The sequence below is a fragment of the Azospirillum brasilense genome, assembly GCF_001315015.1.
Classification (GTDB): Bacteria; Pseudomonadota; Alphaproteobacteria; order Azospirillales; family Azospirillaceae; genus Azospirillum; species Azospirillum brasilense.
Genome location: NZ_CP012916.1, coordinates 219,014 through 238,237, shown reverse-complemented (window position 1 = coordinate 238,237; position 19,224 = coordinate 219,014). Strand labels below are relative to the sequence as shown.

At 69.8% G+C, this 19,224-nt stretch carries 15 protein-coding genes; 6 read left to right on the top strand and 9 right to left on the bottom strand.

Going from position 1 to position 19,224, the window contains the following annotated elements:
- Window positions 1-483: 483 nt before the first annotated feature.
- Window positions 484-1,053, bottom strand: coding sequence for a GNAT family N-acetyltransferase (locus AMK58_RS22615; protein ID WP_035680488.1), 570 nt, complete (start codon window positions 1,051-1,053; stop codon window positions 484-486).
- Window positions 1,054-1,464: 411 nt separating this feature from the next.
- Between AMK58_RS22615 and AMK58_RS22610 the strand changes: the two genes are divergently transcribed.
- The 3 genes from AMK58_RS22610 (at window position 1,465) to AMK58_RS22600 (ending at window position 3,326) form a co-directional block, all read left to right on the top strand.
- Window positions 1,465-2,133, top strand: coding sequence for a phage tail protein (locus AMK58_RS22610; RefSeq protein WP_035680486.1), 669 nt, complete (start codon window positions 1,465-1,467; stop codon window positions 2,131-2,133).
- Between the two features lie 110 nt (window positions 2,134-2,243).
- Window positions 2,244-2,564 carry a DUF6916 family protein gene (locus AMK58_RS22605; protein WP_035680483.1) on the top strand — a complete coding sequence of 107 codons (321 nt, stop codon included), beginning with the start codon at window positions 2,244-2,246 and terminating at the stop codon, window positions 2,562-2,564.
- Window positions 2,565-2,639: 75 nt separating this feature from the next.
- Window positions 2,640-3,326 carry a phage tail protein gene (locus tag AMK58_RS22600; protein WP_035680479.1) on the top strand — a complete coding sequence of 229 codons (687 nt, stop codon included), beginning with the start codon at window positions 2,640-2,642 and terminating at the stop codon, window positions 3,324-3,326.
- Here the strand turns inward: AMK58_RS22600 and AMK58_RS22595 are convergent.
- Genes AMK58_RS22595 through AMK58_RS22570 form a run of 6 tightly spaced genes read right to left on the bottom strand, consistent with a single transcriptional unit; the run spans window position 3,295 to window position 10,961 of the window.
- Entirely contained in the window at window positions 3,295-5,106 is a 1,812-nt protein-coding gene (locus AMK58_RS22595; protein ID WP_059399488.1) for an alpha/beta fold hydrolase, read from the bottom strand. The genes AMK58_RS22600 and AMK58_RS22595 overlap by 32 nt on opposite strands.
- A complete protein-coding gene (locus tag AMK58_RS22590) occupies window positions 5,103-7,544 on the bottom strand; it encodes a glycoside hydrolase family 2 protein (RefSeq protein WP_059399487.1) in 2,442 nt (813 codons plus the stop codon). The genes AMK58_RS22595 and AMK58_RS22590 overlap by 4 nt, the downstream gene beginning before the upstream one ends.
- Before the next feature lie 6 nt (window positions 7,545-7,550).
- A complete protein-coding gene (locus AMK58_RS22585) occupies window positions 7,551-8,453 on the bottom strand; it encodes a DUF1839 family protein (protein ID WP_051140762.1) in 903 nt (300 codons plus the stop codon).
- A gap of 20 nt (window positions 8,454-8,473) precedes the next feature.
- Entirely contained in the window at window positions 8,474-9,418 is a 945-nt protein-coding gene (locus tag AMK58_RS22580) for an amino acid--[acyl-carrier-protein] ligase (protein WP_079285674.1), read from the bottom strand.
- Window positions 9,419-9,435: 17 nt separating this feature from the next.
- Complete coding sequence (locus AMK58_RS22575; RefSeq protein ID WP_059399486.1) at window positions 9,436-10,635, bottom strand: acyl-CoA dehydrogenase family protein; 1,200 nt, start codon at window positions 10,633-10,635, stop codon at window positions 9,436-9,438.
- Window positions 10,632-10,961, bottom strand: a complete 330-nt coding sequence (locus AMK58_RS22570) for an acyl carrier protein (protein ID WP_079285679.1) — start codon at window positions 10,959-10,961, stop codon at window positions 10,632-10,634. Before AMK58_RS22570 ends, AMK58_RS22575 begins: the two co-directional genes overlap by 4 nt.
- A gap of 224 nt (window positions 10,962-11,185) precedes the next feature.
- Here AMK58_RS22570 and AMK58_RS22565 point away from each other — a divergent pair, with 224 nt between their 5' ends.
- The 3 genes from AMK58_RS22565 to AMK58_RS22555 all read left to right on the top strand — a co-directional run bounded on the left by AMK58_RS22565 (window position 11,186) and on the right by AMK58_RS22555 (window position 16,395).
- Window positions 11,186-11,611, top strand: coding sequence for an OsmC family protein (locus tag AMK58_RS22565; protein WP_035680460.1), 426 nt, complete (start codon window positions 11,186-11,188; stop codon window positions 11,609-11,611).
- 450 nt (window positions 11,612-12,061) lie between these two features.
- The gene (locus tag AMK58_RS22560; RefSeq protein WP_059399485.1) at window positions 12,062-15,865 is read left to right on the top strand and encodes an autotransporter outer membrane beta-barrel domain-containing protein; all 3,804 of its coding nucleotides are present in this window, start codon (window positions 12,062-12,064) and stop codon (window positions 15,863-15,865) included.
- A 14-nt stretch (window positions 15,866-15,879) separates the two neighbouring features.
- Complete coding sequence (locus tag AMK58_RS22555) at window positions 15,880-16,395, top strand: invasion associated locus B family protein (protein WP_035680452.1); 516 nt, start codon at window positions 15,880-15,882, stop codon at window positions 16,393-16,395.
- Here AMK58_RS22555 and AMK58_RS22550 read toward each other — a convergent pair.
- Both AMK58_RS22550 and AMK58_RS22545 read right to left on the bottom strand, forming a co-directional pair.
- Window positions 16,364-17,575, bottom strand: a complete 1,212-nt coding sequence (locus tag AMK58_RS22550) for a glycosyltransferase family 9 protein (protein WP_236778338.1) — start codon at window positions 17,573-17,575, stop codon at window positions 16,364-16,366. The two genes, AMK58_RS22555 and AMK58_RS22550, sit on opposite strands and share 32 nt — an antisense overlap.
- Before the next feature lie 10 nt (window positions 17,576-17,585).
- The gene (locus AMK58_RS22545) at window positions 17,586-19,166 is read right to left on the bottom strand and encodes a tetratricopeptide repeat-containing sulfotransferase family protein (RefSeq protein WP_059399484.1); all 1,581 of its coding nucleotides are present in this window, start codon (window positions 19,164-19,166) and stop codon (window positions 17,586-17,588) included.
- Window positions 19,167-19,224: the final 58 nt, after the last annotated feature.

Sequence of the window (19,224 nt, the reverse complement as noted above, 5' to 3'; positions counted from 1 at the left end):
CGGCTTGTGCGTCTTGCCGGACCGCCCAGTCACACCGTTGCCGTTCGAACCACGCTTGCGCGCCATCATCCGTCTCCCGCCATACGCGACACCGCCCGACCCTACGTCCAAAGCGGTCACCAAAAAGTGAATAGCCTGCGGGAGAATACCACCTTATCGCAGTGGTTGACAGCGCGTGTGTCTATAAAAACAGCAAAAGAGGCGCCCGATTTGCGTCGATTCGCCTCATCGAGGAGAACAGCGCGTCATAACTCGACGCATTTGTTTCTGCGGGGCGCTCTTTATTTCATTACTGAAATGAATGCATATATTGGTATGCTTTTCACGCAGCGATTTCGCCCCTGGCGAGCGCACGGCGCGGCGGCGTCAAGCATTTGCGTGCAAAACACCGCACAGCATTGTCACAGGTCCGGAATGCCGTGACCGTGCCGGTATTCACCACAAAGGAAGCGGACCGTCCGACCGCGTCACCACGGACCAGCGTCAGGACGCTCCGCCCTGTTGCATCTGGAGTGGCAGGATTTGCGGCGGCAGATGCTGAATTCCCGGATGGCCAGGGGGAAGCCAGATCAGTTCCAGGGACGGCGACGTCTTCGCCAGAAGATCGAAGCCGAGCCGATGATAAAACCAGTGGACGCGCGTCTCCACCTCGGCCACCGACAAGGTGATCGGCATGCGCATTTGCGCCGCAGTCCCTTGGAAGCTGCGCAGAAGATCGGTGCCGATGCCCTTGCCGCGGGCCAAACGGTGGATCTCCACCTCCGACACGCGCCAGTCGTAGCGGCCGAGATCCATGACGATCCGTCCCACCGGCTGGCCCGTCTTCTCGACGACGAAATCCAGATGCTCCGGATAGCGGGATTCCTGCCCCATGCGCCGGGCGCTGTACTGCTGTTCGTAGAGCGTCCGGATGAAGTCACGGTCATGGTGCGCCTTGGCCAGCCAGGGGCGCGCATCCATGAACAGGCCCATCAGGAAATCCTCGTCCGATGGGCGGGGAAACCGCACCGTCAATCCGCCGAGCAACGGCAGCGACCCATTCAGAGCAGCCATCGGCCACACCCCTTCCGGTAGCACAAGCGTGCGCCCTGAATAGCTGAAGATGCGGGCCCGACGCAAGAATCGCCGCCATGGACCAGCGGGCGACGATGGCTGCGCGAGTCGTCCGCCCTTGCCCGGCGCTCACGGCGCAGCGACCATGATCCGCAACGGGTCGACACCGCCGGCGCTCCACCGCCGGTCCGGCGGCCGGCAAAATACATACCAGAATATGCAACCGAAGGATACATTTGCAACGATCATAAACGGAAAAAATATCTTTTTGTATCGTCTGTTGCTTGCGATCTAGCCGTTTAGGAGAATATGTCGGTATGTTTTCCATCACATTCGGCGGCGTGGCGCGTCGTTGGTGAGACGCTGGCCGAAGGCCGCCGCAACCGGTTTCATAAAACAGGAGGTGTCGTCATGGAAGTCTACCTCGGCCTGGTTTTCCCGTTCACCGGCGCCTACGCCCCCCAATACACGGCCCAATGCCTGGGCCAGCAACTGCAGACCGGCCAGAACCAGGCTCTGTTCGCGGTTACCGGCGCGATGTACGGCGGCAACGGCACGACCAACTTCAACCTGCCGGACCTGCGCGGCCGCGTGATGGTGGGGTCGGGCACCAGCCCTTACCTCAACAACATGACGCTCAACCCGGGAAACTTCGGCGGCGTCGCGAACAACATACTCACCCAGCAGAATCTGCCGGCGCACATCCACGCCGCGACCTTCTCGCCGGTCGGCAGCAGCACCAGTGCGACCGTCACCGCCGCCGCAGCCATCCCGGTGAGCACCGTCGTCGGCGCCAGCAGCACCCCGGTGGGCGGCAACAACTATCTCGGCGCGTTCCAGATCACCGACCCCGGCATTGGCCTCACCTTGGACGGCCCCTACAGCTCCGGCACCGCGCCGAACGGTTCGGCCCTGGTCGGTTCGGCCACCGGCACCGTCACGATGGGCGGACTGACGGGCACGGTCAGCATTTCGGCGGGCGGCGGCGTCACCGCCCCGACTCCAGTGAACAACATGCAGCCCTATCTGGCCCTGACCATGCTGATCGTCACCAGCGGCATCTTCCCGATGCGCGACTGATCCGGGGTCACTCCCCGATCGTCGACCACCGGATGGACGGATGCGGCGCTTTGGCTTTGCACGCCCGGAACGACCGCCGCACTTTCAGAACTTGAGCCCGGACCTTTGAGATGACCATCGACATCGCCTCCATCTCCCACGAGATGTTCGCCCCGCATCTCGGCCAGACGTTCCGTTTCGTGGCCCCGGAGGACGGGTCCGTGATCACGGAGGTCGAACTGACGAAGCTGACGCCGCGGCCGGAATGCACGCCGCGCTGGGCGAAACGCACGTCCTTTTCGGCTCTGTTCGAAACCTACGGCACCAGCCATCTGTGGAACGGCTATTTCCAGATCGACCATCCGACGATGGGATTGCTGGGCCCCTTCTACATCGTGCGGATCATTCCGCGCGATCCCGAACGGGGCTGCTTCGAGCTGGTCCTGAACTGAGCCCGGCCGCCGGTTCCTTGGCACACCATCGCGCACCGTCCGTCCCTGCGCATCGATACCACCGGAGATTTCGCCATGGATTTCTATATAGGGTCCGTCTTTCCATTCGCCGGCAACTTCGCCCCCGTGAACACGCAGCAATGCCTGGGACAAGCGGTCAACTCAGCGCAGTTCCAAGCCCTGTGGGCAATCACGGCCGGGGCCTTCGGCACCGCGAAGGACAACTCGACGTTCAACCTGCCGGACCTGCGCGGCCGCGTGATGGTGGGGCCGGGGACCAGCCCCTACACCAGCACCACGCTCATCAACGGCTACGCGGGCGGGACGCAGTACACGACGATCATCGGCAACAATCTGCCGATGCACACCCACGGGGCCGCCTTCCAGGGTGGCAGCGCGGGCGGCACCGTCCCGTTCAACGCGACGGTCACCGTTCCGCTGAACCCCGCCGTCGGCACCAGCAACATCCCGTCCGCCATTCCCGCGGTGCTGGGTGGACAGTTCATCGACCCCAGCACCGACGTTGTCCTCGACGGCCCCTACATCCCGGCTTCGAGCCTGCCGACGCCGCCAACCGGAAGCTCGCTGACGGGCGTGCTCTCCCCGCAAGGCACGGTCAGCGGCGGTCCCACGGGCGCCACCGTGGAGGTAAGCCCGGGCGGCGGCGTCGTCTCAACCCCGGTCGCCCTCAACAACCTGCAGCCCTACCAGTCGCTGCTCTTCTTCATCTTCATGCTGGGCTATTTCCCGTCGCGTGATTGACGCGGAGCGCCCCGGTCCCTTCCGGTGGGCCGGGGTCTTTCCCCCGCAAGGCATCGGCCGCGCCCGTGCCGATGCGGTCCAGCAGGTCATCGAGAAGGTCGGCGAAGCGCTCCCGCGCGCCGCGCTCCATCAAGCTGTGGTCCGCCCCGGCAAGACGCTCCATCCACAAACCGCCCATCCGGCGCAGCCGTCCGCCGTCGGCCCCGGCCTGCGCCTCCAACTCGCCCAGCGTCACGTCGCCTTCGCTGTGCGCCATCAACGTGAGAACTCCGCGATCAGCCAGTGCCTGGAAGGCGTGAAGCACGTCGTCACGGGCGTAGCCCCGCCCCGTCAGCCCGGCCCGCAACCGCCCGGCCCCGATGCGCAGGCGGCGGGCCGCGCGCTCCGAAAGGCCACAGACGACGCGCGCCGCCTTGCGGTCCTGGCGCAGGATGGCCCGCCACACCGCCGGCTCGGTCAGGCGGGGAAGATAGGCGGTGGTCGGCTTCACAGCGCTGCCGATGGCCTCCTCCTGCGTCACCCCGTCCCCCAGCACGAAGCGGCCCGGATTGACCAGGGCCAGCCCGACCACCCGCGGGTCGGCCAGGGCCACATGCAACGCCACCGCCGCCCCGGCGCACAGCCCCACGGCGACCGCGGTGTCATGCCCCGCCGCCGCCAGGGCGTCCAGCCCGGCCTGCGCGTCCTCCACCATGTCCCGGCAATAGATCAGCCCGTCGCGGCGCCCCGGCTTCGACGCGCTGTCGCCCAAGCCGCCGAGATCCATCCGCAGCGAGGCGATCCCCCGCGCCCCCAGCCGCCGGGCCAGTCGCACCGACATGCGCCCGGTGCCGCTGTGCGGCGTGGCGCCACTGTTCAGCAGCAGCACGGCGGGCCGCTCCGCGGCGGCGACGGGTTCGCAGAGGATGCCGAACAGACCGGCGCCGGGACCGAAGCGGAGCGGGCGCTCCACCGCGCGGGCAAGGCGCAATCGGGGGGCAGGCGCCTTCACCGCCCGGTCCGACCCTGTGGACGCCATGTCCTGCGCCAGCCAGGCCGTTACCCTCTTGAAGGCCGAGCAGTCCAGGAAGGCATGCTGGACGCTGGTGATCAGTCGCGTGTGGTCGGGAAAAGGCGCCTCCTCGACCACGGCGCCCAGCGTGCGGAACCGCTCCGCCAGAGCGCCGGCGCGGCCCTCCGGGCGGTCGAGGATCAGCACGCGCCGCGCCGGGGCCTCCGCCATGCGCGCGAGGTCGAGCCCCCGCAGTGCCTCCGCCGTCTCCGGAGTCAGGCGGAAACCGGCGCTGTCGATCCCCTCCGGTCCCACCGCGGACGGAGCGCCTGCCGGCCGTTCGGCGAGCAGCGCCACCGCCCGCAACTCCTGCAGGAAGGCCCGGCCCGAGGGGAAAGGCGCCAGCAGGGCCAGTGCGTCCGCCCCCACCTCACGCGCCGCCGCGGCGGCAAGCAGCGCGCCCAACCGCAAGCCCACCAGAGCCACCTCCTCCACCCCCGTGACGGCGCGCAGATGGGCGGCGGCCGAACGGACGCCGCCGAGCCATGCGTCCAGACGGGCAGGATCGCCCTCCTGGCCAATGCTGTCTCCGGTGCCGGGATAATCGAAGCGCAGCACCGGCAGCCCGGCCGCTGCCAAGCCTTCGGCAAAGTGGCGCCATGCCCGGTGGGTGGCCAGAGCCTCCCCGCCGTAGGGCGCGCACAGCACAACGCCACGGCGCCCAGCCGCCGGGTGCAGCCAGCCGAAGCAGCCTTCGAACAGAACGGGTGCGGGAGCATCGGGCGTCATGCGGCCCCCCGGTACCGGGTTGGTTCCAGACCGTTCAACGCATGGACCTCGCCATCGGGCACCGCGGCACCGGGGCGGCACGGGATCAGCCGGACCCGGCGATCCTCCCCTGGCGGCAAATGAAACCAGTCCTCTTCCGCGCGAAATCCATCGTCCTCGATGTGGACGGAGCGGGCAAGCCGCTGGCTGGACAGGGTCAGAGTCCAACCTTCCGCCGTCCGCTCCGCCCGCGCGCGCAAACCCAGGTCCGAGCGCTCCATTCGCACGCCCCGTGGGAAGTAAAAGGCATCCGCCACCGATGCGCCCGAACGAGGATCAGAGAGCGCCGCCACCACCGCATCGTGGGTGGGTGGGCCGAAACGGTAGGCACAGGTCAGGTCGACAAAGCGATCTGGCAGCGAGGAGGCCGGAAGCACCTGGGCGCTGCGCGGCGGCAGGGTGAGCGTCCGCTCGGCCCGCAGCACCGGCACCTCGCCCCGCCGCAGGGCGGTCAGGGACATCACCGCCTCCACCGGCGCCGCCGTCTCGTTCAGCAGATGGATCGCCAGCCCGTTCACCCCCTCGTCGGTCAGCAGGACCTGCACGGGCCGGAAGGCGCGGCGCAGCGCGTGCCACGCGGCCTTCGGCACGCCCGCGGCATCGACCACGCCCCAGCCGGCCCCCGGCCAGACATCCTGGAACATCCAGACCAGCCCGCCCGCGCAGGAGGAGCCCGCCCGCCGCCACTCCGCGAAGACCGCCTCCATCACCTCTCCCGTCACGGCGCGCGACAGCCGCGCGTAGCGGTCGGGATCCTCGTAGCGCAGGAGCATGGGATCGACCCCGTACAGGCTGCCCAGGTAATGGTCCCGCACATCCTCGAAATCCCACGGGGCGCCGGGGTCGCGCGGGACGCGTGCCTTCCAGCGCGGGTCATGGACCGCCGGCACGCCGGGCAGCGCTCCCGCCGCCGGCATGTTGGCGAAGGCGAGGCATTCGGAGGCGAAGCGGACGTGCGCCCGGCGCGCGTCCTCCAGCGGGCGCAGATAGGCGCCGACGCCGTAATAATGGGTCAGCCCGGCGTCGGCGGCGAAGGGCAGCGGCCCGCCGGTCGGGGAATTGGTCACGTAGGGCACGTCCGGCCGCCCCCGTTCCGCCTCGTCGCGCAGGACGGTGTCGAACAGGGGCTGGCTCCACCGCTCGCGCGGCAGGCCGAGCATGGCCGCCTGCTGCTCCGCCTCGCTGCCGCCGCACAGCACGGCCAGCGACGGCGACGCCTGGACCCGGTCGAGGAATTGCGCCGCCTCCCGCCGCACGCCGTCGAGGAACGGCTCGTCGGCCGGATAGTCGAAGTTGGCGAACATAAAATCCTGCCAGACAAGAATTCCCATCGCGTCGCACAGGTCGAAGAAGGCGTCGGCCTCGTAGGCGGCGATGCCCGGCACCCGCAGCATGGTCATGCCGGCCTGCCGCGCCAGTTCCAGCCAGGGGGCGTAGGCCTCCCGCGTTCCCGGCATGGCCACGATGTCGGGGCTGCTCCAGCAGGCGCCACGGCAGAAAATGCGCTCGCCGTTGATGCGCAGTGTGAAGCCGTCGCCGGGCTCGCGCTCGATGCGGCGGAAGCCGGTGCGGCCCAACTCGATGCGCTCGTTGCCGATCGCCGTGCGTACGGTGTGGAGCGCCGGCTTGCCGTGGCTGTGCGGCCACCAGGGCGCGACCTCCGGCAGGCGAAGATCGCCGCGCAGTTCCTCCGGCCCAGTCCAGCGTAGCGGCGCCCGCGCGTCCCCCACCTCCAGCCAACCCGGCGGGGGAGCGGACCCGGTCCATGCCGCCGCCAGCGTCAAGGACAGGCGGCCGTCCCGCCCCTCCAGCGTGGCGCGCATGTCCGCCGAGCGGACGCGCAGCGGCCCATTTTCCGTGACCAGTTCTACCGGACGCCAGGGACCGACCGCCGGGACGGGCGGGCACCAGCCGGGCATGTGCCCCAGCAGCGTGGTCCGCACCGCGCGCAGACCCGCCGGCTCGGCCAACCGGACCGGCCAGCGCCCCCGCCCCTTCCGCGCCGCCAGCACCGGGTTCAGGGCGCGGAAGACGATGCGCAGCGCGTGCGCCCCGCGCAGCGTCACCGGGACGTCGTGGCGCTCGAACATGCTGGCGCTGGTCAGGATGCGCTCGCCGTCCAGCCAAGCCTCCGCAATGGTGGCGAGACCATGGAAACGCAGGGTGCACGGCCCCTCACCGGTCAGCGTCACCCGATACCAGACGTCGCGGTCGTGGAGGGGGAGTGGATCGCCCAGCCGATAGAGCCCCGCCGCGCGCAGCGCCTGGGCGACGGTGCCAGGCACCGGGGCGGGCAGCCAGTCCCCCGCAGGCGTTCCCCCCGGCCCGGTCATGCACAACTCCCATCCGTCGGACAGGGGCGTCACACTGCGGCCCGTCACGGCATGGAGGCGCGCCATGGTCGGTCACCCGAAACGACTGGACAGCGCGCCGAGCGCCCTGTCGTAGGCGCGCTCCATAGCCTCCAGCGGTTCCGCGTAATCGCCGAATCGCCGCCGGTGCGCCCCGCGCGCAAGTTGGAACTGAAACGCCTTGGCGGTAGCGGAGAGGGCGGCGCAGGCCTCCACCGCGTCCGTGGGTCCGCCGATCCAGCGCGCGTACATCCCGAGAAGCTCGAAATTTGCCCCCACCTGCCGCAGCGTGTTGAAGGCGTAGAGATGAAAATAGTCCATGGGCCGGGCGGCCAGAGCTTCCAGATGCTCCGGCAGGGCGGCGCGGAAGGCGGCGATGGGGTTGCCCGCCGGGCGGCGGTGCAGATGGTGGGACAGCAGGGCGCGCGAGGCGCCCATCAGGTCCTCCCCATTCAAGGCCGGACCGCGGCGCTTCACGAACTCCACGTAGGGAAACAGCGGGGCGGGAGCGAACAGGCCGTCGTAATCCTCCCCCTCCAGCGTGAAGCGCCCGGCGTTGTGGATGTAGTCGAGCCGGCGCGCGCCCACGTCCATGCCGAGGATCGCGATGGTCGTCTTGACGTGCTGCGCGCGGTACGACGTGCCACGGGTGTCCGGCAGGTGATAGCCGTCCACCTCGACCAGCACCGGACGGCCGCGCGCCACCTGCACCGCCGCGTGGGTCTCCACCCGGTCGTAGAGGGCGAGTTCCTGCACCTCCAGCCCGTAGAGGCGGCGCAGGTCTTCCAACGGCACCTTGAAGAAGGTGAACTGGTCGCCCTCGAAATCCTGGGCGACGGTGAAGGCCAGGGCGGCCATCGGCTCCATCCCCAGAGCCCGCAGCAGACCGAGCCACAGGTCGGTGTAGCAGTTGGTCTCCGCCCAGTCGCGGTCCGGCCTGTCGAGCGGATTCGCCATGCCCGGCCTCCCCTGCCCGCTCAGCCCCACAGGACGGCGCGCACGGCGGCGGGCCACGCCTTCACGTCGAAGCCGTGATGGCGGAACAGCGCCAGCGCCACCCGCTCCATCCCGAAGCCGACGCAGGCCGTGTGGGCGACGGCACCGTCCGGAGTCCGCAGGTCCCAAAGCAGCCCGAAATGATCCTGGTGGTAGTTGAAGCTGAGGCAGGCGGTGGGCTGGTCCGCCGACGCGATGGGGATCAGCAACTCGAACTTCAGCCCCTGGTCGCGCTGGCTGGCCGCCAGCATCCGCCCGGCCCGCCCGAAGAAGGGGTCGTTCGCCAGATCGACGGCGACCGGCAGGGCCAGCGATTCCATCAGCGCCCGCCCGCGCTCCACCCAGCTTTGCCGGAATTCCATAACCTGCTCCGGCGTGCCGACGCGCACATATTCGCGCATCCGGAACATCTGCATCCGCGCCGGGTCCAGCGACGGCTCATGGCGGAAGCAGTAGGAATAGACATCGACCAGCGCGCCGTCGGCGGGCAGCGGCCCGCGCTCCGCGATGGTGGGATAAACGGGGTAGCAGGCGGCAGGGGTCAGGACGACGTTGGTCGCCATCTGGGCGTCGGTCCACTCTTCCCCCTCCTCCAGCCGGCGCAGCAGGGACTGGTGGGCGCGCTCGTCGCCCTTGAAGGCGTGGACGGTGCCGGCCAGATGCGGGAAGCTCTTCAGATAGCCGCTCTGCTCGAACTGATGGCGGGCCACCCCCGGAGGGAAGCGCATGACGTCCGCCCCGTCGCCGCTGCCCCAGGTGGTGATCAGGTCGTTGAAACGCTCCACCACATCCTCGAAGACGCCGCTACGGCCGTACAGCCCGTCGACTCCCGTGGGGATCAGCAGCCCGGCCGCGATCAGCGCCTCGCGGAACGCCGCCTGCCCATTCTCCGCCGGTGTACTTCCTGCCCGCATGTCCATCCGCATTCCGTTCCGAGAAGGCCTCAGCCGAAGAGAGATCCGTTGTCCCTGTGCGCCAGCAGCAGGTTCGCCGTGTTGCCCAGGATCCGGTCGTTGTTGATCATCAGCGGCGCCGAATGGGCGTCTCGCAGATGGCGGCACAAGCTGTAGGGGCTGTCGTTGCGGTAGGCGGCCAAGCCGCCCGCCAGCATCGCCTGCCCCACGATCCGCACCACCATGTCCGCCGCTTCGGTCTTCAGCGTGTTCATGGCGACCGCGAAGCCCAGGGCGGTGAGGCGGTCGGGATCGTCCGCCGCCTCCTCGAACCGGGCGAGCGCGCCGCGCACCATGCCGCGCATGGCCTGGAGCCCGGCGGTCGCCTCAGCGAGACGCCACGCACCCGGCGGCGGGGTGCCGGGACGTTTGCGCGCCTCCGCCCGGATGAAGGCGGCGGCCCGCGCCACCGCATCGGTCGCGATGCCCAGCCAGACGCTGCTCCACAGGATGTGGGTCACCGGCAGCATGGTGCGGGCGGAGATGTCGGCGTAGGGCAGCGGCAGGATCTGTGCCCGCTCCGCCTCGGCCACCAGCCGGTAGCCGACGCTGCGGGTGCCGCGCATGCCCAGCGTGTCCCAGCCGCCGATCTCCTCCAACTGTGTTTGACCTCGCAGCACCGGAACGATGACCTGATCGGAGGGCGGCGAGTCCGCCACGCGCCGCGCCGTCACCAGGATCGCGTCGGCCTCCATCCCGTAGGAGATGACCGTCGCCTGCTTCTCCAGCCGGAAGGCACCGCCCGTCTCGTCTTCGACCGTGCCGGCCACCGCGCAGGCGCTGGAGCGCACGTCGCCGCCGATCCCGGCCTCGGTCGTCGCGGAGGCGAGAAGAAGCTGCTCCCCGGCCAACCGTTCCAGGAATCCGCGGTGCCAGTCGCTGCCCTGGCCGTGCCGCACGAGGCAGGCCACCTGGATCTGGTGCATGGCGTAGATCAGCCCGGTGGACGGGCATTTCTGAGCCAGCGCATGGGCCACCGCCGCCGCATCGGTCAAACCGCCGCCGCCGCCGCCGAAATCCCGCGGCACCATCAGGCCGAGCAGCCGCGCCTCCTTCAGGGCGGCCAAGGCTTCGGCGGGAAAACGCGCCTCGCGGTCCACGCTGTCGGCATGGCGCCCGGCGATGGCCGCGGCATCGGCGGCGGCATCGGCGGCCATCGTCGGCGGGCTGTCCGGCGCGGGCGCCCTCATCCGACCCCCGGCCCGCCCGGCGCACCGTCCAGCAAACCGGCGACCGCGGACCGGATCGCCGCAATGCTCTCGAAGGTGCGGCGGCGCAGCAGATGTTCCGGGAACTCGACGCCGTAGCGCTCCTCCAGCGCCAGCATCAGGTTCACCGACCCGTGGGAGGTCAATCCGGCGGCGTAGAGATCGTCCTCGTCGGATAAGGCGGAAGCGTCGGTAGCCAACCAGCCGCTGTCGGCCAGAAGCGCCCGGATGTCGGCGGCACTGACCGCTTGGGCATCGCCGCCCCGCGGCGGCGCTCCGGCAGCGATCTGCCAATCCGGTTGGCGCATGCTCATTCCTCCTACCCCCATTCAACCTCTGGCTTTCCCTGTGCCGGGACAACGCCACAAAACCTTAATTGTTCTGCGTCTTCCTCTGCTTTTCCGTATGCGTCGGGTGCTTTTCGGATGTCAGCCGCTCCTCTTGCTTAACACTTGTGGTGATTGCCGTTTCCCCGGACGGCTCTAACTTGAGCGGCGGTTCATCCAACAATCTCATGATCGGGAGAACACCAATGGCTGTGCGGCAATCGGATGCGGAATGGCGCGGCAATCTCGCCCAGGGGTCGGGCACGATGCGGCTGGGCAGCGGCGCGTTCGAGGGCGCCTACTCCTTTCCCTCGCGCTTCGAGAACGGCACCGGCACCAATCCGGAAGAGCTGATCGCCGCCGCCCATGCCGGCTGCTTCTCCATGGCGCTGTCCGCCGGCCTGTCCAAGGCCGGCCACACGCCCACCCGCGTCCACACCACCGCCCGCGTCCATCTGGACAAGGCCGGCGAGGGCTTCGCCATCACGAAAATCGAACTCGACTGCGAGGCCGAGATCCCCGGCATCGACGCCCAGACCTTCCAGCAGCAGGCCGAAGGCGCCAAAAAGAACTGTCCGGTGTCCAAGGCCCTGGCCGGAACGGAGATCACCCTGAACGCCCGGCTCCTCTGATCGCATCCGGACCGGCGGCCTGCGAAGGCGCAGCGACCGCCGGGCCGGCACCGCTCCACCCATTAACCTCCGGTGTGAGAATTTGCCACATTGACACGGCCGAAGCGGGGCTGCGGTCCGATGTGAATACGGTTTTTGACAATTTTCTGCATTTTCAAATCAGCCCATTCTTGAAATCGTTAATTGAGAACACGCCAACATTCCGCATAACTTGGCCAAACCTGCCCACCCTCCAACGGACGAGACTACATTTCAACCTTCACTATGCAAGTATACATAAATCAATCGCCTCTTTTTCTGCATAATTTACAAGATTGAGTAAAAACTAAATTGCAAATTTTCATGCGTTTGTACATTTTGTCTTGGCGGCAACGCGGCGCACTCGTTATGATCGAACGGTGTAAACCATTGGTCGTAACGCTTACGTCCCGCTCGCAAGGTGAATCGCCCATGCCGCCGTCGCCGTCTCCCCTCGAGTCGATCCGCCAAAGCCTGATGTCAGGCGGGCGCCTGCCGGCGGTGGTCGCCGCACCCATCGCGCTCGGCGTGTCGTTGGCCGCAAACGCGGCGCCGATGGACACGTTGTCGACGATCCAGAACCAGACCTTCGAGCCGACCGCCGGCAACATCCTCATCACCAGCACCGGCGGCGTGGTCGACAGCGGCACCGGCAACCAGTACACCGACCTGCCTACCGGCGTGTGGGTCAAGGCACCCAACGGATGGACCCTGACCAACCAGGGCACGATCAAGATCTCGCTCGAGACCAACTTCTATCAAGCCGACGGCATCTACGGACAGAATTACGGCACCGTGATCAACTCCGGGCTGATCAGCGTGCCGAACACCTACGTCGGCATCCTGTTCGCCGGTTCGGCGAACAATCGGAAGTCGACTGTCGAGAACACCGGGACGATTATCGGCAACTGGTCCGCCATCGAATCCGCCCATGCGATCAGCCTCACGAACGGCTCCACGAGCAATGGCACGGCGTTGATCAAGAGCGTAAGGTCGGCGCAAGCGTTTTCACAGGTGGATTATCCTGCGGTCAACGTGTATGGCCTGACCACACCCAGCGTTATCACCAACTATGGCACGATCATCGGAAACGTTGACGCGCTTTCCGTCAGCGGTGTCTCGACCATCGTCAACCATGGAACGATCGCCGCCGGCAACGGCTTCAGCGCGATCAAGACATTTGCGTTCGGGGCGGGCAGCTTCATCAACCTGAAGGACGGCAGCGTGCTGGTCGGCGGCATCCAGGCCGATGGACAAAACCAAGTCCTTCTTCTGGAGGGCGGCGGCACCCTGTCCGGACCGGTGTCCGGCCTGACCACCCTCAACGTCAACGGAACGGAGTGGACGCTGGGGGGTGCGAGTTCGGCCACGACCACGAACCTCCAAGCCGGCACGCTGCGCGTCAACGGCTCCCTCACCACCGGGTTGCAACTCAGCAACGGCACGACGCTGACGGGCACCGGAACGGTCGTCGGCAACGTGACCAGCCCGTCCGGGACGACCGTGACTCCCGGCGGCTCCGGCGCGCCCGGCACCCTGACGGTCACCGGCAACTACACGCAGCAGAGCGACAGCACGCTGGCGATCCGGACGACCTCCTCCGCGGCCAGCAAGCTGGCCGTCACCGGCACCGCCACGATCGGCGGCGACCTGTCCGTCACCTCCACCGGCAGTGGCTACGGCGACAGCACGACCTACACCATCGTGACCGCGACGGGTGGTGTGTCCGGCGCCTTCACCGCGATCACCGGCAGCGACGCGACGCTGACCCCGACGGCCACCTTCGACACGGCGAACAACCGGATTCAGCTCACCCTGACCAAGGTGACACCGCAGCCTGAACCGGAACCGAATCCCAACCCGGAGCCGGAGCCGGAACCCAATCCGAATCCCAACCCCGATCCCGGCCCGACGCCGAACCCCGATCCCACGCCCACTCCGCCGACCGGCGTGATCGACACCAGCCGCCCCAGCTTCACCAACAGCGACGGCGCGGTCCAAGGCAGCTCGGTCACCTTCGACGGCGGGACGCTGCGCCCGGCCTCGCCGCTGACCATCGGCCAGTCGGTCACCGTGACCGGCCAGGGCGGCACCATCGCCCCCAACGGCAACACCGTCACCCTGGCGGGCGCCGTCGGCGGCAGCGGGGCGCTGGCCGCGTCCGGCCCCGGCACCGTGGTCGTCTCCGGCCAGCTCGCCAACGCCGGCGGCCTGTCGGTGGGCGACGGCGCGGCCCTGACCGTCGCCAGGAGCGGCGTGGTTGCGGGCGGCACGCTGGCCCTGAACAACGGCGGCAGCGCCACGGTCGGCGGCGTCGTGGCCGTCCCGGTGACGGTGGCCCATGGCGGCGCCATGACCGTCGTCGAGGGCGGCGGCGTCGGCGGCACGCTGGCGGTGAATGGCGGCACCCTGACCGTCGCCGCCTATGGCGCGGTCAACGGCGCGGTCACCGTAACCTCCGGCGGCAGCGCCACCCTGGCCGGCGCCGTCATGGCCCCGGTCACGGTGGGCGACGGCACCGTCACCGTTGCCGCCACCGGCATCACCGGCGCGGTCAATGTGGGGAATGGCGGTTCGGCGACCGTGAACGGCGTGGTCTCCGGCTCGCTGACCACCAGCGCCGGTTCGACCTTCAGCGGCGGCGGCACCGTCCGCGGCCCGGCCACGCTGGCCGGCACCGTGTCGCCGGGCAATTCCCCCGGCGTGCTGACCTTCCAGTCCGCGGTGACCCTGACCGGCACCAGCGTCCTGAACGCCGAGATCGATGGCCCGACCGCCGGCTTCGGCGCCGGCAACCACGATCAGATCCGGGTGCAAGGGGCGTCCTTCACCGCCGCCGGCACGCTGGCTCCGGTGCTGCGCGGCATCAGCGGCGACGCGACCAACACCTACACCGCCACGCTGGGCCAGAGCTTCACCATCGTCCAGGCGGACGGCGGCGTGTCGGGCGGCTTCGCCGCGGTGACGCAGCCGACGGCGGGGCTGGAAGCCGGCACCCGCTTCGACACGCTGTACGACGCCACCACAGTTCGGCTGGTGGTTACGCCGACCAACTACGCGGTCCGCGGCGGCACGCGCAACCAGCGGGCCGCCGGCGCGGCGGTGGACGCGCTGCGTCCGGCCGCCGGGGCGCGGCTGGAAGGCGTCGCCGCCCCGCTGTTCAATGGCCTCTACGGCCTGCCGGGCAGCGGCATCGCCGGGGCGCTCGACCAACTCTCGGGCAAGCTGCACGCCGACACGCTGGCCGCCGACCGCACCAACCGCCGCCTGTTCGGCAGCGCGGTGGAAGGCCGCCTGTCGGCGCTGCGCGGCGGCGCGGTGTCCTCCTCCGGCGTCCGGCTGGCCGGCAGCGGCAACGGCACGAGCGCCGTGGGCGAAACCGGTGAGGCCCGCGGTTCGGGCGGCGTGTGGGGCCAGCCGCTGGCGGCCTACAGCCGAACCGGCTCGGACGGCAACGCCGCCGGCACCACCGAACGCATCGGCGGCTTCCTGCTGGGCGCCGACCACAGCTACGAGAACGGCGTGAGCGGCGGCGTGGCGCTCGGCTACCTGCGCAACCGCGTCACCTCGCGCGACGGGCTGGGCAAGGCCGACGTGGACAGCTATCAGGCGACCCTCTACGGCTCCTGGAGCCTGCGCGGCACGGCCGACAGCCCCTTTGTCGAGGGCGCCATCGGCTACGGCTACGCCAACTACGACGCCTCGCGCGGGATCGCCTTCGGCACGCTGGGCCAGGGCGCCAGCGGAAGCGCCGACGGTCATGACTTCTCCGCCGAGATCGCCGCCGGGCACCGCATGGCCTTCGCCGGATCGGACAGCGCGTGGATCGAGCCGCGCGCCGGCCTGCGCTTCGACCGCATCACCCGCGAGGCGTTCCGCGAGTCCGGCGGCGGCGTGGCGCTGGACGTCGAGGCGGCGGGCTGGACCAGCCTGCGCAGCGCGGTCGGCGTGCGCGCCGGCACCAGCGTGACGGTCGGCGGCTGGCGTTTGCTGCCCAACGCCGCCCTGGCGTGGGAGCATGACTTCGCCGACGCCACGGCCTCGACCACCAACCGTCTGGGCGGGGTGGCCTTCACCGCCGACGCCAGCAAGCCGGGCCGCGACGCCCTGGTGGTCGGCGCCGGGCTGGGCGTGGCTCTGGACGACCGGCTGACCGCCACCATCGGCGTTCAGGACGCGATCCGCGCCCGCGAGAACACGGTGTCGGCGACCGCCGGCCTGAAGTGGAAGCTGTGAGGACTAGGACGGCGATGCGCAAGGCCATCATCACGGGGGCGCTGGCGGCGCTCCCCCTCCTCCTCGCGGGTGGTGCTCCCGCAAATGCGGTGGAGCCGGGCAAGACCTTCGGCGACTGGCAGACCGAATGCGAGACGCCCCCTGACGGCAAGCCGCGCTGCTTCCTCTCGCAGACCCGCGTGATGGAGAACAAGGAGGCCAAGCAGGCGACCCGCATCCTCAAGGCGTCGGTGGGCTACTTCGCCCCCGACGGCAAGGGGGTGATGGTCGTCATCCTGCCGCTGGGCGTCGACCTGCGCGCCGGGGCGGCGCTGACCATCGACGACGGCAAGCCCCTGCCGCTGACCTACCAGCAGTGCATCCAGGACGGCTGCCTCGCCAACGCCCCGATGGACGAGGCGACGCTGACCGCGCTGCGCCGCTCCAAAGGGGCGCAGATCACCGTCCGCCCCTATGGCGGGACGCAGGCGGTGGCCTTCCCGCTCTCCACCAAGGGCATCACCGACGGGCTGGCTGCCCTGAAGCCTTGAGTGTTTTGCCGGTCACCGCGGTGACGGCGCCGCGGATGGCCTCATCCCACCGTCCGGGCGCCGGCTGCCGGTGCAGCGTGACGGTGGGATACCAGGGCGTGCCGCCGCGGCCGAGCAGCCAGCGCCAGTCCGGCGCGTAGGGCAGCAGCACCGCGGTCGGGCGCCCCATCGCCCCGGCCAGATGGGCAACCGCCGTATCCACGCAGACCACATGGTCGAGTTGCTCCAGCACGGCCATGGTGTCGGCGAAGCTCTCCAACTCCGGTCCCAGATCGACCACCGGTGCGGCGCCGTAGTAGCGGGCAGCCTCGGCCTGCGCCGGCCCCTTCTGGAGCGACACCAGCACGGTCTTTTCCAGCGCGAAGAACGGCACGAGCCGCGCGAGGGTCAGGGAACGGTTGCGGTCGTTGCCATGGGTCGGGCGCCCCGCCCAGACCAGCCCGACGCGGCGGTACCCGCGGGGCAGCAGCCCGTCCAGGCGCTCCGTCCAGCGCTGCACGCGCGCCGGCTCGGCCCGCAGGCCGGAGAGCGGCGGTGGAATGGTGTCGGGCCTCGTGCCGAACAGTCCCGGCAGGCTGGACAGCGCGGCGTGGGCGGCGAAGGGCGGAGCCTTCTCCCAGTCGGTGACCGTCCGGTAACCGCCGGGAAGGGACCGGATCACCGGCCGCATGTCCGGGCTGCAGGCGACCACGAGATTCGGGCAGAGCGTCGCCGCCATCGGCAGGTAGCGGGCGAACTGGATGGTGTCGCCGAAGCCCTGGTCAGCGACCAGCAGCAGGGTGCCCTCGGGCAAGGGGCGACCGTCCCAGGACCGTCCGGCGGTGAGCCCATGCCGCTTCAGAACGGCGGCCGGAATCAGCGGCGGTACGCCGGGAAGGCGCCAGCGCCAGTCATACTCGCGCCACCCCTCCTCCCACTGGCTGGAGAGCAGCAACCCCTCGGCCAGTTCGAAATGCGGACCCGGCGCGTCCGGGGCGAGCCGGACGGCGCGGCGCTCGCAGGCGATGGACGCCACGACCTCCAACCGGTCGTAGAGCGCCACACCCAGATTGTACCAGCCCGCCGCGTCGCCGGGATCGAGCGCGACGGCGCGGCGACCATGGGCGGCGGCCTCGTCCAGCCGGCCTTCGCGGCGGCGGATTTCGCAGAGGTCGCTGTCGGACGGGGGCATGGGTGGCATGGGTGGCATGCTACAGGCTGTAGCCCAGCCCGAGAATGACCGGCTCCAGGATCGGGATCGCCGGCTTCAGATGGGTCCTGTAGGCGCGGTGACGGTCGATGGAGCGGCTGTACAGCTTTTCCGCGACCTGGGCGTGGCTGGGCGTGCGGGCGGGGCGCCGGTTCTCCTCGAAACGCAGGCACCGCCGGTCGAAGCCCAGCCCGAAGAAGCCCAGCAGGCGCCGCACCGCCGGTTCCGGCTCCCGCACCAGATCCTCGTAGCGCAGCGGCAGGTAGCGCAGCGGCATCTCCCGCCGGTAATGCTCCACCAGATCGAACACCCGCAGGACGTGACGCGCCGCCGTCACGACATCGTTGGCGCAATGGAAGCCGTGGGTCAGGTTGGTGCCCATCATCGACAGCACCACGTCCAGCGGATGGCGCAGCACATGCACCACCGGTGCCGAGGGGAACATCAGCGCGATCAGACCGAGATGCGTCTCGTTGAAGGGCATTTTGTCGGTGAACAGCGTATGGCCGGGCTTGGCCGGAACCAGCTTGCGGGCGTGGCGGAGGTAGGCGTTGCGCAGCCGCTCCAGCCCGTCGCGCTGGTCGCCCATCCACAGCTCCGACAGCGCTTCGGGATAGCCGAGCGGGCTGCCCAGCGTCTGAGGCAGCGCCCGGACCACCGTGCCGAGCGAGGGCAGCTCGTCCCCCGCGGCGATGGCGGGATGGCAGGACAGGATCTGCTCGACCAGCGTGGTGCCGGAGCGCGGGGCGCCCGCGATGAAGACCGGCTGCGGCCCGGCGGCCGGCGTGGCGGGCCGCGGCATCAGGCGCAGGCGCGGTGCCACGAAGAAAGTGGCGAGGCGCGCGATGAGGTCCACCGCCTCCTCCTCGCCATAGCGATGCCCGGCCTGCCGCAGCAGCGCCTTGCCGGCGGCGAAGGCGGCGAAGGCCTCGTCGTGGCGGCCCAGCCGATCGAGGATGCGCCCCGTCTCCAGCAGCGCGTCGGGGTCGGCAGCGCCATGACGGACGGCCGAGGCGTCCAGGACGGCGAGCGCCTGCTCTCCGTCCCCTTGCCGGGCCAGCAGGGCCGCCGTGAAGGTGTCGGCGCCACGGTGGCCGGGGTCAAGGCGCCGGGCGCGCTCCACCAGCCGTTGCGCGGCGGAAAGATCGCGGGCGGCGTCCTCGGTCTGCGCCCAGCCGTGCCAGGTCAGCGCGATGGACGGGTGCAGCGCCGCGGCCCGGCGGTAGGTCCGCCGCGCCTCCTCCAGCCGGCCCTGCCGGGTCAGGCTCCAGGCGAGGTTCGCGACCGTCGCGGCGTCCGGCGGCGCCAGGGCCAACGCCCGGCGGTAATGGAACTCGGCCGCCTGGGGCCGTTGGGTATCAGCCAGCACCAGCGCCATCAGCCTGTGGGAGCGCGCGTCCTCCGGCGCCAGCCGGACGGCGTTGCGGGCGTGAGGTTCGGCGTCGGCCGCGCGGCCGGCCTGGAACAGCAGCCCGGCCAGTTCCTGCGTCGCCGCGAGATCGTCGGGGGCGGCCCGCAACCGCCGCTCCAGCGCCGCAACGTCGGGGGCGCCGCTCGGAAGGTCGTCGGGCGTGGTCGGCATGACAGGCGGGTCCCATGGCGGCTGAACGCCCGCATGGGCGCGTGATGCGGCGCCAGGA